The sequence below is a fragment of the Polyangium mundeleinium genome, assembly GCF_028369105.1.
GTDB classification, from domain to species: Bacteria; Myxococcota_A; Polyangia; order Polyangiales; family Polyangiaceae; genus Polyangium; species Polyangium mundeleinium.
Window position 1 is genome coordinate 230284 of sequence record NZ_JAQNDO010000001.1, and the last position, 15389, is coordinate 245672.

Consider the following 15389-nt stretch of genomic DNA (forward strand, 5'->3'; position numbering starts at 1 on the left):
CACAGAATCGACGACGCTCGTGTGACCGATCAGAGGAGCGTGCGAATCAGCTCGTCGAGCGACCCGGCGCCGGCCACGAACGCGCGCCGCAGCCGCTCCGCCGGCCGCACGTCCGGGGTCCGCCCGCATGCGGCTTGCGCCTCGTGGAGCAGCCGCTTTTCGGCGCTCGTGTAGCGCCCGTCGATGATCGCCGCCGAGAGCAGGATCTGCAGCGCCATTCGTTGCTCCGCGGGTGGGAGGCGCGCAAGGACGTCGAGGAACACCCGCGAATCGTCGATGTCCTCCGGCAGCGGATCGTCCACGCGCCGCAAGACCTCGACGAGCACCGCGTGCAGATTCGGATGCAAATCCTCCGTGCGCACGATCGAGCTCGCCACGGCGCGCACGAGCGCGAGGCGCCCCTCGGCCGAAAGCGTGATTCCCTGATCGAAGATCGCGCCCACGAGCTCGCGCGCGGCCGAGGGGCCCATCACCCGGATCTTCGCCTCGCGCAGCACGATCCAGCAAACGAGCCCGTTCCACGCGGCCGTGCCGGGCACCGCAACAAAAGGCAGCCACGTGCGCACGAGCGCGCGGCCGGCGAGGCGACGGACGAGCACCTTCACCGCGAAATTGGTGACGCTCACCTTCACCTTGTAGAGCAGCGATGCGATCGCCAATTTGATCTTCGACGCCTCGCGCCGCGGATCGACCCCGAACACGCGCTCCGTCGGGTTCGGCAATTCGAGCGCGGCGCGCGCGAGCGCTGCCGCCACGGCCGCCCCATCGCTGCTCGCCTCGGTCGCGAAGGGATCGAGCCCCGCGGCGCGGGAAAGCTGATGCACCGCGCGGAGCGAATCCCAATAAAGATAAAGGATCTCTGCCACCGCCGTGACGATCGTCACGCCGCCGACGAGCGCCCAGTATCGCGCGGTCACGTCGAAACTTGCGTGCTCGGCCCCGAAGAGCCGATCCGCGAGCACCTCCGCGCCCGCCGCGAGCGCCGCGCTCACCGCGCCCGCGAGGCTCGCGCGGATGACGGCGCCGCGCACCACGACAGAGAGGTGTCGCCGCTCCTCGGCGTTCAGCACGCTCACCGCGTCGGCCGCGGCGACGCGCGGCAAGGACGCCGAAAGCCGGCGAAAATAAAGCACACCGAGTCGTTCGAGCAGCGGAGCTTTCGTCTCCACTTGCGCCGCCGGATCCGTCCCGCTCGCGCTGACCATGCGAGCACCAACGATACACGAATGACCCTTGACGTGCGGCGAATCTTTGCGTTTGCTCGGTTCGCGGGGCGGGCCTCGTGGCCAAGGGACCTCGACAAGGAGAGTGCGCGTGGGCGTCGTCACGTTCGACAAGACCGGGGAGAAAGTGAATCTCGGCGCGATCAGCGAGTCGCCGCCCGGCGGGGTGACGCGCGACGAGGCGGCGCGGGAGCTCGAGGAGCTCGGCGAGGAGCTGTTCGAGCTCCAGGATCTCCTGTGGGGCGCGCGCACGCATTCGGTGCTCGTCGTTCTTCAAGGCCGCGACACCGCGGGCAAGGACGGCGCGATCAAGCACGTCGTGGGCCTGCTCAATCCGCGCGGCGTGCACGTCACCTCGTTCGGCGTGCCCACCGAGGAGGAGCGCGAGCACGATTTCCTCTGGCGCATTCACCGCCATACGCCCCGCAAGGGCGAGTTCTCGATCTTCAACCGCTCCCATTACGAGGACGTGCTCGTCGTGCGCGTCCACGACCTCGTCCCCCGCGACATCTGGGGCGAGCGATTCGGCCACATCCGCGATTTCGAGGAGCTGCTCTGCGAGCACGGCACGATCGTGCTGAAGTTTTTCCTTCACATCAGCAAGGACGAGCAGAAAAAGCGCCTCGTCGAGCGTGAGCAGGACCCGCGCACCGCCTGGAAGCTGAATCCCGGCGACTGGAAAGAGCGCGAGAAATGGGGCGAGTACACCGATGCCTACGAGGACGCCATCTCGCGCACCTCGACGAAGCGCGCCCCGTGGACGATCGTGCCCGCGGACTCGAAATGGTACCGGAACCTGGTCATCGCCCGTGAGCTCGTGCAGACGCTCCGGCCCTACAAAAAGGTCTGGCAGGACAAGCTCGACGCGGTTGGTCGGGAGCGCAAGGCCGAGCTCGACGCCTATCGGGCCCGCAGATAGATCCTGACCCCGAGGCGCCTTGCCATGCGAACGATGATTCTCGGCGCGGCGATCGGCCTGTCCCTCGCGGGCGCGGCTTGCAAGAACGAGGAGGCCGCTTCGGTCGAGGCCGAATCCGCCGAGAATGCCAAGGCGAGCGCCGCGCCCCTCGCTCTGCCCGAGCCGCCGCGGCCGGAAAACCGGGCGCCTGAGACCCCGCCGCCTCCGAGCCCCTTCCTCGTCGGGGCCCCGCCGATCGACCCGCCGTCCTTGCCCGAGCTGCCGCGACCCGTGGACACCGCGCCCGCGGATGCCGGCGTCGCGGACGCTGGTCGAGCCGTCGTTCGCCCACCGCCTCCGCCCCCTCCACCCTCCGACGAACCCGACGGCTGGCGGCGCAACCGCTGATGCGCCCGCCTCGGCTCAGGCCCGCGGCTTCGCGAATAGATCCTTGATGAAATCGAGCACTGTGAGGTTTTTGTAATCGCGGAACTCGCCCGCGTCGAAATATGCGCCGCCGCAGGTCGAACACGTCTCGTACCAGAGGTGCGTCTGCGCCGGGTCCACCATTCGCACGAGCGGGTTTCCGTCGCGTGGACAGCGCACGTACGGGATCGTGTTGTTTTTCCGCCCGGTCTTCGGGTCCCCGGAATCGATGATCTCCGAGCCTCGCATCGACTTGAGCCGCTCGTTCTCGCGGCTATCGAACCAGAGGCCTTTGCAGCCCGTGCAGCGATCCACCTCGACGTCCTCGAACACCACGATCTCCATCGCCGCTTTGCACTTGGGACAATTCACGGTCGCCTTCCTCTCGGCTCGCCCGAGCGAAATCCTTTTCGGTGCGCGCGACGCGCCCCGATGAACCCGAAGGCGGCGAGGGCCGCCCAAAAAACGCCCGCCTCGCCGCCCGGGACCCCCCGCGCGAGGCCACATGCACAATCGCCCGGCGGCTCCTTCCCCGGATTTTCCCAGGGCGGCACACCGGCGTCCACCGGTCCTCCGCCGCCGGCGCCGTCACAGGACACCGTATTCAGCATCGTCTGCAACATCGGCCAGCGCGGCTCGCAAGACGAGCGCGTCGTGCTGCCTGCGGGGCAGGGGAGCGGCCCGCAGAGGTCGGCGAGGCGCGAGGCCACGCCGAACGTCGAGCCCTCGGTCACGGACAAACCCACGGAGAAGCCGTCGAGCACCTCCTCGGTGCATGCGTACACGCCCGGCTCCGCCCAGCGCAAACATCGCGCGTGCAATCGAGACACCTGCTCGAACGCCCATTCCGGCGCCGGCGAGCGCCAGATGCCATCCTTTTCGCCGCCCACGACGAGCGCGCTGCCGTCGGGCGACAGGGAAAAACCCAAGAGCGTCCCTTCCCCGACGAAAAGCTCCTCCCACGTCTTCGCGCCGTCTGCCGAATGGAGCAGCCTTCCCGGGGCGCCGTCGAGCCGCACGTACACCCGGTCCGCGTCCGCCGGATCCACGGCGCCGATGAAAGGCCCGCGCGTGTCGTCGCTCCCGGGCACCGGCGTGATTTCGTAAGTCTTTCCGCCGTCCGTCGACCGAAGCACGACGCCCATCGGCATCGATCCGCCGAGCACGCCGCTCACGTAGACGATCGACGGATCCGGCGTGAGATCGACCGTCAACCCGCGCAGATTGTCCGGGAAAACAGCCTCCGCGTCCGTGAACGACGCGCCGCCGTCCTCGGTCCAGAAGAGCCGCGTATCGAAGCCCGCGCCGACCGGCGACGACGTGAGCACCACGGCGCGGGCTGGGTTTTTCTTGTCCACCGCGAGATCGATGACGAGCTTTCCTTCGAGCGCGCCGGCCCGCGAAAATCCGCAACCGTCGGGCGTCGAGACGGTGAGCCCATCGGGCAACCCCACGAGCAGCGCGCCGCCCGCGGTGATGCCGATCGGCGGGTCCCAGATCCCCGCGAACGACATCGCCTCCTCGCACACCCACGACCAGCGCGCGCCCCCGTCCGTGCTCACGATGAGCCCGTACGTCGCCCGCAAGACCACGTGCGCCGGATCCATCGGATCGACCTCGACGTGCCCGGCCGAAGGAAATCGACCATTCGCGAGCGCCGGGCCCGAAGGTAGGGCGAGCGCGGCGAGGACGGCGAGGCCTCCGAGGCGCCTCATGGCAAGCAATGCCCCTGGAAGCAGTAAAAGTCCGGGACGCAGTCGAGGCTCGTGTTGCAATGGCCGCCCTCGGGGCATTTCTTGGGGCACGGGCCGCCGCAATCCGGATCCGTCTCGCCACCGTTCTGGTAGCCGTCGGTGCAGGTCGGCGTGCACGTGAGCTTCACGGGATCACACACGCCGCCCTTGCAATCCGCGTGGACGAGGCACGGGTAGAACGGCGGGCATTTCACGTCGCACGAGCCGCCGCAGTCGTAGCTCGTCTCGTCGCCGTTGTGCTCGCCGTCGAAGCAGGAGGGCGTGGAGCAGACGGCGCTGCCCGCCGGTCCCTCGCAGATCTTGCTCGCGCAATCAAGCCCGTTCGTGCACGGCGCGCCCGGGGCGCATCCGGTCGGACAAACCGTGCCGCAATCGATCCCCGCCTCGTTCCCATTCTGCACGCCGTCCGCACACGAGGGGCCCGCGCACACCCCGGCCACGCACGACGCGGTGTCGCAATCGACCCCGCCCTCGCAAGCCCCGCCCACGACGCATTTCACGCAGTCCGGCCCGCCACAATCGACGTCCGTCTCGGCCCCGTTCTTCGCGCCGTCCGAGCAGGTCGGGATCGCCGCGCAGACGCCGGTCTCGCAGAACCCGGAGACGCAATCCGCGTCGATCTCGCAGGCCACGCCGAGCGGGCACGCGGGACACGTCGGCCCGCCGCAATCCGCGCCCGTCTCCTCGCCGTTCTTCGCTCCGTCTTTGCACGTCGGCGCGCACGTGCCCGCCTCGCAGAGCCCGCCGACGCAATCGTCGTCCACGACGCACCCCGCGCCTGGTCCGCAATTCGCGACGCACGACCCGCCACAATCGACGTCCGTCTCGTCGCCGTTCTCGATCGTGTCGCTGCACGTCGCCGGGATGCACGTTCGATCCGGCCCGCACTTGCCGCTCGCGCAGTGCACGCCGGCCGTGCACTCCACGCAATGGCCCTTGCCGTCACACGCGGCCCCACCTTCGTCGCAGGGCGCCCCGATGGGCTGGTTGTCGAAGCCGCACCGCCCGTCCTCGAAGCACCGCGGCTCGCCACACGCGGCGGCGAGCCCCGGACAATCGGCGTCGTTCGTGCACGAAGACGCGCCACCCGCGCCGCCTTGTCCGCCCGTGCCGGTCGACGCGGACGAGCTTCCGGACGACGAAGCGGACGACGCGTGATCTTTGGGGATCCGACGTTCATCGACGTCGGTGATGAGGACACACCCGGCGAGGGGCGCGAGCATGATGAGCGCGAGCGATGGCGCCTCTCGAACGAACGAAACGAGGCGCGCCGGGGGGATCATCGAGTCCCCCCGGAAATTACCACGACTTCACGTGCCGCCGCTCTTTGATCTCCTGCGACAGCATCTCGACGAAGCCCGCGAGCGGCATCGCCTTCTGCTCCTTGATGCCGTACCTGCGCACGGTCACCGTCTGCTCCGTCTCTTCCTTGCCGCCGACGACGAGCAGGATCGGCACCTTCCGCGTCGCGCCTTCCTGGATCTTCTTGCCCATCGTGGCCGAGCTCGTGTCGAGCTCCACGCGCACGAGATCCTCGCGCAGCAGCGCCTCGATCTTCTTGCCGTACGCGAGGAACTTGTCGCTCACGGGGATGATCACGACCTGCACCGGCGCGAGCCACGTCGGGAACGCGCCGCCAAAGTGCTCGATGAGGAACGCGATGAAGCGCTCGTGCGTGCCCATCGGCGCGCGGTGGATGCAGTACGGCGTCTTCTCCTTGCCGTCCTTGTCCGTGTACGAGAGCCCGAAGCGCGGCGGGACCGCGAAATCGAGCTGATTCGTGGAGAGCGTGAACTCGCGGCCCGTCACGGTGATGAACTGGAAATCCACCTTCGGCCCGTAGAACGCCGCCTCGCCGGGCGAGAGCTTGTAGTTCGCCCCCATCTCCTCCAGCGCCTCGGTCACGAGCCGCTCCGAGAGCGCCCAGTTCTCCGGATCGTCGACGTACTTCGCGCCGCGCTTCGGATCCGCCGGATCCCAGAGCGACAAACGCATGAAGTAGTTCGTCAATCCGAACAGCGAGTAGTACCGCTCGTGGAGCTTCATGACGGCCTGGAACTCCTCCTTGAGCTGCTCGGGCGTCACGTAGATGTGCGCGTCGTTCATCGTCATGCCGCGCACGCGGGTGAGGCCCTGGAGCGCGCCCGCGCGCTCGAAGCGGTAGACCGAGCCGTACTCGGTGTAACGCAGCGGCAGATCGCGGTACGAGTGTTTCTCCGAGGCGAACACCATGTGGTGGTGCGGGCAGTTCATCGGCTTGAGGTAGTACGACTCCTCGGGCCCGCCCGCGCCGCGCCCCTCCTCTTCGAGGACCATGGGCGGGTACATGCCGTCCTCGTAGAGCGGGATGTGCCCCGAGGTCTCGAAGAGGCCGCGCCTCGTGATGTGCGGCGTCGCGACCTTCTTGTAGCCCGCGCGGAACTCCATCTCGTGCGCGAGCTTCTCGAGCTCGTGCCGGATCGCCGCGCCGTTCGGCAGCCAGAGCGGCAGGCCCTTGCCGATCTCGTCGCGGATCGCGTAGATGCGAAGCTCCTGCCCGAGCTTGCGGTGATCCCGCTGCTTGGCCTGCTCCACGGCCGCGACGTACTCGTCGAGCTCCGCCTTCGTGTTGAACGCGTAGCCGTAGATCCGCGTCATCATCGCGTTGCGCTCGTCGCCGCGCCAGTACGCGCCCGCCAGCGCGTGCAGCTTGAAGGCGTCCGCCGGGATGTCGCTCGTGTTCGAAACGTGCGGCCCTTCGCACATGTCGACGAAGCCACCGTTTGCGTAGAAACTAATTTCGCGGTGGCCCTTCTTGTTCGCGAGTTCCCGCGCGTACTCGGCCTTGAAGGGCTCGCCCATCTGGCCCTCGATGCGCGCGAGGGCCGCGTCGAGGGGCAGGTCCTCGTGCGAAAAGGTCTGCGCCGCCGCGATGATGTCGCGCATCTTCGCCTCGATGGCGGGCAGCTCCGTGTCGCTCACCGTCTTCGGCAGGATGAAGTCGTAGTAAAAGCCGTCGTCGATGGCCGGTCCGAACCCGAGCTTCGTCCCCGGGTAGAGCGTCTGGACCGCCTGCGCCATGACGTGAGCGAGCGAGTGGCGGATGCGAAACAGCTTCTCGTCCTGGGGCTTTTCTTCGATGACGGGCATGACTCGGATCTCTCGGTTGGGCTCGGCCCTGTCCACCGGCCGAGCCCTCTCGGTCGAGGTCCCGGCCAGCACAAAGCTCTTGGTTTGGGGCGCAGAACGTGCGCCACCGCGGCCCCGAAAGCAAGCGAGGTCCGCCCGCGCTGGCCGCCGCCGGGTCGGAAAAACGCCTGGGGGAGCGCAGGCCGAGGTTGCCTCCGAGGGGCCGCCTCGCTACCTTCCGCGCGCTTTGCGGCGCGGTGCGCCCGGGGCGCACACTTTCTGAGGAGTAGTGAAGGCATGAGCGGCCACTCCAAATGGGCCACGATCAAGCGCAAGAAGGGCGCGCTCGACGCGAAGCGCGGCAAGCTCTTCACGAAGCTGATCAAGGAGATCACCGTCGCGTCGCGCATGGGCGGGGGCAACGTCGACGGCAACCCGCGCCTGCGCAAGGCGGTCACGGACGCGCGCAGCCAGGCGATGCCCGCCGACACGATCAAGCGGGCGATCCAGCGCGGCACCGGCGAGATCGAGGGCGTGAACTACGAGGAGATCGTCTACGAGGGCACGGGCCCCGGCGGCACGCTCTTCATCGTCGACGTGATGACGGACAACAAGAACCGCACCGTCGCCGAGGTTCGCAAGATCTTCGAGAAGCACAACGGCCAGATGAGTTCGGGAGGCTCGGCGGCGTGGGCCTTCGATCGCAAGGGCCTCATCACGCTCGCGAAGGACGCGGCGACCGAGGACCAGCTCATGGAGATCGCCGTGGGCGCGGGCGCCGACGACTACTCCGACCAGGGCGAGGAGTGGCAGGTGACGTGCAGCGTCGAGCTCACGGACCCCGTCGTGAAGGCGCTCGAGGACGCGAAGATCGCGGTCAAGTCGAGCGGCCCTGCGTACGTGCCGAAGAACAAGAAGCAGGTCGAGGGGCGTGACGCCGAGCTCTGCTTGAACCTCTTCGACACGCTCGACGATCACGACGACACGCAGAACGTCTACGCCGACTTCGACGTCTCCGAAGAAGAGCTCGCCCGCATCGCGGGTTGAGGCACACAAACGAGGGGATCTTCCGCACGGGAAGGTCCCCTTTTGCGTGTGGAGCAGCATTCGGACCCGGACGAGCGCTGCAACGAGCCTGGGGAAAGACCGTCTTACGAGGCCGTCCACGTGATCGCGTGGGCCTCGATCCAACGGTCCCTGATACCCTCTGCCTTCGCATCGGAAGGAGACCCCATGGCTGACTTCGGCAAGCTCGTGCTTTCGGTCCTCACGTTCCCGGCGTTGCTCCTCGCCTCCTCCCAGGCGCTCGCCATCACGACCCCTCCCGAGTGCGGGAAATTCGATTTCGACAAGAACGGCCTCGGCTGCGAGATCCGCGTCGAGGGCGGCTGCGAAGCCGACTGCACGTCGCTGCGGTTCACCGCCGGCTGCGAGGGCGGATGCACCGCGTCGGCGTCGACGTCGTGCACCAACAACTGCGGCGAGAGCTGCATCGCGGAGTGCGACCCCTCGAAGCTCGATTGCATCCAGGGCTGTCACGACGAATGCGAGCAGCCGTTCATCGCGGATTGCCAGGCGAACTACCCGCAACGTGATTGCGTGACGGACGCGAAGGCGAGCTGCACCAGCCGCTGCCGCAGCCAGTGCCAGGTGCAACCGAGCAACTGCATCGAGCACTGCGACACGTGCTGCACGGGCGCGTGCACGGCGAACATCAACATGGACTGCGACCTCACCTGCTACGCGAAGCTCGAAGGCGGCTGCAGGGTGCAGTGCCAGGAGCCCACGGGCGCGCTCTTCTGCAACGACCAGTACGTGTTCGCCTCCGACGTGAAGGGGTGCATCAACGCCCTCCTCGAGCAGGGCCTCAAGGTCGACGTCTCGGCCCAGGCGCAAGGCGAGTGCACGATCACGCTCGGCGGCGCGGATTGCGGGGGCTCGGGCGAGGCCAGCGGGCTCGGCTGTTCGGCCTCGCCGGGACAAACCGAGTCGCCCTTCGCCATGACGGGCATCGCGCTCGGCCTCGCGGCGATGGGCATCTCGGTCGGTCGGCGTCGCAATCGCAAGAACGGCTGATCCGCTCGCGTGATCGAGGCGGAGGCGAGGCGCTCGCGGGCTGTCCGCGGGCGCTTCGCCATTTCGGCCTCAAGGGCTCCAGATCGGGAACTCGAACACGCCCCACGTGAAGAGCGCGTGCGCGAAGAGGGCCGGCGGCAAGCGATCCATCCGCATCGCGAGTCGCCCCCACACGAGCGAATACGCGACGCCGGCCGCGACGAGCAGCGGGTTCGGCCCCACGCGCGCATCACCGAGCAGGAACATCGTCGGCAGGTGCGCCACGCCAAACAGCGCCGCCTGCAAGAGCCACGCGCGCAGCCACCCGAACGACGCGAGCAGCACGCGCTGCACGAGGCCCCGCCAGACGAGCTCTTCCAGCGCCGCCACCACGAAGACCACGCCTCCGAGCAAGTGCCGCCCCTCCGCCGACGGATCGCCGAGCGTGGCGTACACGTGCATGATCCACGCGGCCCGCGGCGACGGCGGCGACGTCACGAGCAGGTGCACGCCCGTCGCGACGCCGTACAGCACCGCCGCCACGATCGCGCCCACGGTCAGATCCCCGCTGCGCGGCCGGAGCTGCTCATCGAGCTCGCCCCGCGCGTGCTGGCGCCACACCGTGAACGCCGCGAGCGCCGCGTACACGAGCACGAGCGACCCGAGCATCCACGGCGTGCCCGCGTGCTCGTCCGAGAAGGCAAACCCCACGGCGAGCCCGCTCGCCACGGTCACGCCGCCCGCGACGAGGAGGGCCTCTCGCTTCGACGTGGGTTCACCGTCGACGTCTTCGCTTGTGTCGACGTCCTCGTCCGGGGTCTCTTCGTCCGAGGCCTCGCTCACCGGCACCTCTGCGCCACGCGATCGAGGATGTGATCCGCGAGATCACGCTTCGACAGGACCCCGAACGCCTCCGCGCCGTGCGAGGTCACGATCGTCGCCCGGTTGTCCTCGCGGCCGAACGAGTCCTGCGCGTGGTTCGCGACCACCATGTCCACGCGCTTCGCCTGGAGTTTTCCGCGCGCGTACGCCACGATCCCCGCGTCGTCGGCCGTCTCCACGGCGAACCCCACGAGCACCGGCCGCGCCCCCGTCCGCGCCGCGCCCACCTCGGCGAGCAGATCCGGGTTCGGGACGAGCTTGATCTCGAGCGGCTCCGCCGAGCGCTTTCGCTTCGTCGCGCTTTGCTCGGCGGGCCGGTAGTCGGCCACCGCGGCCGACATGATCAGCGCATCCGCGCGCCCGAGATCGGCGCCCATCACCTCCCAGAGCGCCTCCTTCATCGCGAGCGCGCCGCGCACGTCGACCCGCGTCACGCCCCGCGGCGTCGCGAGCGCCACCGGCCCCGAGACGAGCGTCACCGACGCGCCCCGCGACGCCGCGCGCTCCGCGATCGCGAAGCCCATCTTCCCCGTCGATCGGTTGCCGAGGAACCGCACCGGATCGAGGTCCTCGACCGTCGGCCCCGCCGTCACCACGATCCGGATCCCCGTGAGATCCCGCGTCTCCACGGCCGCGAGCGCCGCGCGTGTGATCTCCTCGGGATCGGCCATTCGCCCCATGCCTCGTTCGCCCGAGGCGACCTCGCCCTCGACGGGACCGAGCAGCGACACGCGCCCGTCCGCCGCGAGCGTCGCCACGTTCCGCATCGTCGCCGGGTGTCCCCACATGCGCGGGTGCATCGCGGGCGCTGCAAGCACGGGCCCGCGCGCGCAGAGCACGAGCGCGGTCAGCAGATCATCCGCGCGGCCCGCGGCGAGCCGCGCCAGGAGATCCGCCGTCGCCGGCACGATCAACACGAGATCCGCGGCGCGCCCGAGCTCGACGTGTTTTTCTCCGGGGTAGCCCGGATCGAACATCTCCTCGTGCACCGGCTCGCCCGTGATGCCGGCGAGCGTTTGAGGTCCCACGAATTCGCGCGCCGAACGGGTCATCATCGGGATGACCCGCGCCCCGGCCTTCTTCAGGAGCCGCGCGACCTCCACGGCCTTGTAGGCGGCGATGCTGCCGCTCACGGCGAGCACGATCGTGGGGGGGACGGACGAGGGCAGGGCGGCGAGCACGGGGCCGGAAAGGTTGCACGAAATGGGGCGAGCGTACATGCCCCCCGCCGCGGTAGGCTCCGGCCGTGTCCGACGCGCCCGAAACCTCTTCGACTTCCGACGATCCTCACGCCGCGCAGCACGCGCGCCGGGACACGCTCGCGGCTGAGGCGGACGAGCTCGCGCGCCGCTCTGCGCGCCTCTCCGGCCTCCGCGGGCTCCTCTTCCTCGTGGCCCTCGGCTCGCTCGGATACGGATTTTTCCGTTCGCTCCCGACGCTCGGCTGGGTGCTCGTCGCGCTCGGCTGGGTCGTCTTCATCGCTGTCGTGGCTGTGCACGGCGCGCTCGTCACGCGCGAGTCCGAGGTGCAGACGCGGCTCGGGATCGTGGACCGCTCGCTCGCGCGCCTCGCCGGCAAACTGCCCGACGCGCTCCCGCATGGACCCGCGGCCGAGCCGCGTCATCCTTATGCGGTCGACCTCGACGTCTTCGGATCCGCCTCGCTCTTCCGCCTCCTCGACGAGACGCGCACCGCGCCTGGCACCACGACGCTCGCGCGCTGGCTCGGCGAGCGCGCCTCGCCCGCTGAGATCGCGGCCCGACAGGATGCCGTGCGCGAGCTCGCGGGCATGCCTGCGTTCCGGGAAGACCTCGCCACGATCGGCGCCTCCGCGGGCACGCGTGGCCGCCCCACCGAGCCTCTCGTCACATGGGCCGAGGCCGAGCCTGTGCTCCGCGGCGGTTTTGCGCGGACGCTCGTGCGCGCGGCGTTCGTCCTCGTGCCGCTCACCGTGGGCCTCTTTGCGCTCTCGCACGGGCTCGGGAGCGCGCTCCCGCCGCTGCTCCGCCGGGTGTACCTCGTCCCGTTCGTCCTCCAGGTCGTCGTCCTTTTCCTCATCAGCGCGAGGATCCAGCCCGTGCTCGCGCAGGCGGCGTCGAAGGAGGCTCCGTTCGGCCGATACCGCGACCTTTTCGCGCGCATCGAGGCCGAGCCGCTGCGCGCGCCACGCCTCGTCGAGCTCCGCGCGGCGCTGCTCGGCGGCGACGACGGCGCCTCGGCTTGCCGCGAGCTCGCCACGTTCGAGCGTGTCCTCGGCTTCGTCGAGCTCCGCCACTCCGGGCTCGTGCACATGCTCGCGAACGTCTTCTTGCTTTGGGACGTCTTCTGCATCGCCGCGCTCGAGCGTTTCCGCCTGCGCGCGGGGCGCCACGTGCGCGGCTGGTTCAAGTCCCTCGGCGAGATCGAGGCGCTCGCGAGCCTCGGCGCGTTCGCGTACGAACATCCGACGTTCGTGTTTCCCGTCGTCGAGGAGGGCCCGCCGTGCTTCGTGGCCGAGCGGCTCGGGCATCCGCTGATCCCGACGCGCTCGCGGCGGGAGAATGACCTTTCGATCGACGGGCCGGGGCGGGGGATGCTGGTCACCGGCTCCAACATGAGCGGCAAGAGCACGTGGCTCCGCTCGATGGGCCTCGCGGCCGTGCTCGCGCAGGCGGGGGCACCCGTGTGCGCGAAAAAGCTTCACATGACGCCGCTCTCGGTGCGCACGAGCATGCGGATCAGCGACTCGCTCGAGCAGGGCGTCTCGCATTTTTATGCCGAGCTCGAGAAGCTCAAATCCGTGGTCGACGCGGCGGATCGCGACGAGCCCGTCTTTTTCCTCCTCGACGAGGTCCTTCACGGAACGAACTCGCGCGAGCGCCACATCGGCGCGCGCGCCGTCGTCGTCCACCTCCTCGACAAGGGCGCGATCGGCGCCGTCACCTCGCACGACCTCGCGCTCGCGGACCTCGAAGAGCAGACGGGTGGCCGCGTCGTGAACGTGCATTTCGAGGAGCACGTCGAGGAGGGGAAGATGACGTTCGATTACGTGCTCCGGTCCGGCGTCGTCTCCACCACGAACGCCCTGCGGCTCATGCGGCTCGTGGGGATCAACGTCGCGCTCCCCGAGGCGTGACGAGATTCGCCGTGATGTTGATCTGCGGGCCCCACGTTCCGTAGAATCGACGTTCGCTTTTCCTCGCTCGGTCTCTGGGGCCTCGCCCCGAGGAGCCTCGCCATGGTCCGCCGAAGACGAACCTACCTGCGCCTCGCCGCCGTGGGGCTCGTCTCGCTCTTCGCTTCCGCGCTCCCTTCGGCCTGCGCGCTCGACGTGTACGGCTCGTTCGACCCCGACGCGCCCTGCACCGTCGGCGTCTCGGCGCCCTGCTACTCGGGTCCTCTCGGCACGGCCGGCGTCGGGGCCTGCAAGCCCGGCACGCACGTTTGTCGTATCGATCGCACGTTCGGCGCGTGCGTGGGCGAGGTCGTCCCCCAAAAGGAAGATTGTTTCGCGCCCGCGGACGAGGATTGCGACGGCAAAGCCCTCGGGGACGACGAGTGCCTCTGCGCGCCCGGCGACACGCTGCCATGCGAGACCGGGCGGCCCGGCGTGTGTGCGGGCGGCGTCCGCACGTGCACGCCCGACGGCCTCTCCTTCGGGCCCTGCCTCCCCGCCATTTCGCCTCTCCCCGAGGATTGCGCGACCGAGGCCGACGACGATTGCGACGGCATCGCGCCCGGATGCACGGGGACCACGGATCTCGGCCTCTCTCGTGGCGGCCCGCTCTCGGACGTGGCCTTCGCGGTCGCGACGAATGGAATCGTTCACGCGACGGCCGGCGTGGTCGATGGCGACGTGACGTTCCGCTCCGTCAATACCGGATCGCTCTATGTGGATCGGCGCCTTTCGAGCCTCGCCTCGATGTGGAGCCTGGAGGTCCCTGCCACGGACGGCCGGGCGCTGGCGCGTGGCGTCGCCGTCGCGGCCGTGTCCGGGGACATCATCGCCGCGGGTGAATTCAAGGGCTCGATGAATTTCGGCAATGGCAAGGTCCTCACGAGCGCGGCGAGCGGCGTCGATTCCTTCGTCGTCGCGGTGAACGCGGGCGGCACCGTGCGGTGGGCGCGGGCGTTCGGAGATGACCAGGTCCAGGTCGCGAATGCCGTCGCGGCCGGGCCGGACGGGTGGATCGCGGTCGCGGGCGAGGCGTCGGGTGTCGTCAATTTCGGCGGCGGCGACCGTACGGCGAGTGGCATCGACGGATTCGTGGCCATCCTCGACGGCGAGGGCAAACACATCTGGAGCCGCGTGTTCGGCGACGCCGCCCCGCAGGCGGCCTACGGCGTGGCGTTCACGGGCAGCGGCGACGTCGTCGTGGCGGGCGAGTTCGACGGGTCGCTCGATCTCGGCAGCGGCGCCCTGCAATCCGCGGGCGGCGGCGACGCCTTCGTGGCGCGGCTCTCGGGCGTGAACACGAACTCGAAATGGAGCGTCAAGATCGGCGACGACGCGTCCCTGCAGCGCGCCTACGCGGTCGCGGTCGGCCCCTCGGGCGAAATCGCGGTGACGGGGATGTTCGCCGGATCGATCACGGTCGCTGGCACGACGTTCACCAGCCTGACGTCGGTGGACGCATTCCTCCTCGTCTTCGAGCCCGACGGCGCGCTCCGTTTTGGAAAAAAGCTCGGCGACACGACCGGCGGTGATCAGATCGGCACGGCCGTCGCGTTCGACGCGGCTGGCAACGTCGTCGTGACCGGCAGCTTCGACGGTGCCATCGATTTCGGCGCCGGCGCGGTTCCCTCGGCGGGGGCCTCCGACGTGTTCGTCGCGAAATACGGGGGCGTCGACGGCGCGCTCCTCTGGGCGAGGACGGACGGCGACGACCAGGCGCAACACGCCTTTGGCGTCGCGGCTCTGCCGGATTCGAAGACGCTCCTCTCGGGCGGGTTTGCCGGGACGATTGATTTCGACGCCCCGGTCGCGCCGCTCGTGAGCCAGGGCATGCTCGACGTGTTCGTGACGCGCCTCGCGCCCTGAGCCCGGGATTTCGGCGCGGAGGA

The 15389-nt window shown here is 69.2% G+C and carries 13 protein-coding genes; 6 read left to right on the forward strand and 7 right to left on the reverse strand.

The genetic code is table 11. The annotated features are described in order from the left end of the window. Positions 1-29 precede the first annotated feature (29 nt). Entirely contained in the window at positions 30-1205 is a 1176-nt protein-coding gene (locus POL67_RS00985; RefSeq protein WP_271914523.1) for an LBF_2804 family protein, read from the reverse strand. 109 nt (positions 1206-1314) lie between these two features. On the opposite strand from POL67_RS00985, the gene POL67_RS00990 reads away from it, so the two are divergent. Next, positions 1315-2142: a PPK2 family polyphosphate kinase gene (locus tag POL67_RS00990; protein ID WP_271914526.1), complete on the forward strand. Its 828-nt coding sequence runs from the start codon at positions 1315-1317 to the stop codon at positions 2140-2142. A 24-nt stretch (positions 2143-2166) separates the two neighbouring features. After that, positions 2167-2529, forward strand: a complete 363-nt coding sequence (locus tag POL67_RS00995) for a hypothetical protein (protein ID WP_271914529.1) — start codon at positions 2167-2169, stop codon at positions 2527-2529. 15 nt (positions 2530-2544) lie between these two features. Here POL67_RS00995 and POL67_RS01000 read toward each other — a convergent pair whose 3' ends face one another. From POL67_RS01000 to thrS, 4 genes are read right to left on the reverse strand one after another with little or no spacing between them, the layout of a single operon-like run. Next, positions 2545-2919: a zf-TFIIB domain-containing protein gene (locus POL67_RS01000; protein ID WP_271914532.1), complete on the reverse strand. Its 375-nt coding sequence runs from the start codon at positions 2917-2919 to the stop codon at positions 2545-2547. Continuing rightward, on the reverse strand, positions 2916-4262 hold the full coding sequence (locus POL67_RS01005) for a WD40/YVTN/BNR-like repeat-containing protein (protein ID WP_271914536.1): 1347 nt from the start codon (positions 4260-4262) through the stop codon (positions 2916-2918). Before POL67_RS01005 ends, POL67_RS01000 begins: the two co-directional genes overlap by 4 nt. After that, positions 4259-5584 carry a hypothetical protein gene (locus POL67_RS01010; protein ID WP_271914539.1) on the reverse strand — a complete coding sequence of 442 codons (1326 nt, stop codon included), beginning with the start codon at positions 5582-5584 and terminating at the stop codon, positions 4259-4261. The genes POL67_RS01005 and POL67_RS01010 overlap by 4 nt, the downstream gene beginning before the upstream one ends. Before the next feature lie 16 nt (positions 5585-5600). After that, complete coding sequence (thrS, locus tag POL67_RS01015) at positions 5601-7430, reverse strand: threonine--tRNA ligase (protein WP_271914542.1); 1830 nt, start codon at positions 7428-7430, stop codon at positions 5601-5603. Positions 7431-7706: 276 nt separating this feature from the next. Between thrS and POL67_RS01020 the strand changes: the two genes are divergently transcribed. Beyond that, entirely contained in the window at positions 7707-8456 is a 750-nt protein-coding gene (locus POL67_RS01020) for a YebC/PmpR family DNA-binding transcriptional regulator (protein WP_271914544.1), read from the forward strand. Positions 8457-8642: 186 nt separating this feature from the next. Continuing rightward, a complete protein-coding gene (locus POL67_RS01025) occupies positions 8643-9485 on the forward strand; it encodes a hypothetical protein (RefSeq protein ID WP_271914547.1) in 843 nt (280 codons plus the stop codon). Between the two features lie 69 nt (positions 9486-9554). On the opposite strand, the gene POL67_RS53410 is transcribed toward POL67_RS01025, so the two are convergent. Together POL67_RS53410 and coaBC are read right to left on the reverse strand one after the other, a co-directional pair. Continuing rightward, a complete protein-coding gene (locus POL67_RS53410; RefSeq protein WP_271914550.1) occupies positions 9555-10307 on the reverse strand; it encodes a CPBP family intramembrane glutamic endopeptidase in 753 nt (250 codons plus the stop codon). Then, complete coding sequence (gene coaBC, locus POL67_RS01035) at positions 10304-11566, reverse strand: bifunctional phosphopantothenoylcysteine decarboxylase/phosphopantothenate--cysteine ligase CoaBC (protein WP_271914553.1); 1263 nt, start codon at positions 11564-11566, stop codon at positions 10304-10306. Before coaBC ends, POL67_RS53410 begins: the two co-directional genes overlap by 4 nt. A 26-nt stretch (positions 11567-11592) precedes the next feature. On the opposite strand from coaBC, the gene POL67_RS53415 reads away from it, so the two are divergent. Continuing rightward, a complete protein-coding gene (locus tag POL67_RS53415) occupies positions 11593-13461 on the forward strand; it encodes a MutS family DNA mismatch repair protein (RefSeq protein ID WP_271914555.1) in 1869 nt (622 codons plus the stop codon). Positions 13462-13563: 102 nt separating this feature from the next. Continuing rightward, positions 13564-15366, forward strand: coding sequence for a WD40 repeat domain-containing protein (locus POL67_RS01045; RefSeq protein WP_271914558.1), 1803 nt, complete (start codon positions 13564-13566; stop codon positions 15364-15366). The last annotated feature ends 23 nt before the right edge of the window (positions 15367-15389 follow it).

Bases quoted from the DNA above. Each gene is read 5' to 3' on its own strand.
- POL67_RS00985 (WP_271914523.1), bottom strand. From the start codon at position 1,205: ATGGTCAGCGCGAGCGGGACGGATCCGGCGGCGCAAGTGGAGACGAAA.
- POL67_RS00995 (WP_271914529.1), top strand. From the start codon at position 2,167: ATGCGAACGATGATTCTCGGCGCGGCGATCGGCCTGTCCCTCGCGGGC.
- POL67_RS01005 (WP_271914536.1), bottom strand. From the start codon at position 4,262: ATGAGGCGCCTCGGAGGCCTCGCCGTCCTCGCCGCGCTCGCCCTACCT.
- POL67_RS01010 (WP_271914539.1), bottom strand. From the start codon at position 5,584: ATGATCCCCCCGGCGCGCCTCGTTTCGTTCGTTCGAGAGGCGCCATCG.
- thrS (WP_271914542.1), bottom strand. From the start codon at position 7,430: ATGCCCGTCATCGAAGAAAAGCCCCAGGACGAGAAGCTGTTTCGCATC.
- POL67_RS01020 (WP_271914544.1), top strand. From the start codon at position 7,707: ATGAGCGGCCACTCCAAATGGGCCACGATCAAGCGCAAGAAGGGCGCG.
- POL67_RS01025 (WP_271914547.1), top strand. From the start codon at position 8,643: ATGGCTGACTTCGGCAAGCTCGTGCTTTCGGTCCTCACGTTCCCGGCG.
- coaBC (WP_271914553.1), bottom strand. From the start codon at position 11,566: ATGTACGCTCGCCCCATTTCGTGCAACCTTTCCGGCCCCGTGCTCGCC.
- POL67_RS01045 (WP_271914558.1), top strand. From the start codon at position 13,564: ATGGTCCGCCGAAGACGAACCTACCTGCGCCTCGCCGCCGTGGGGCTC.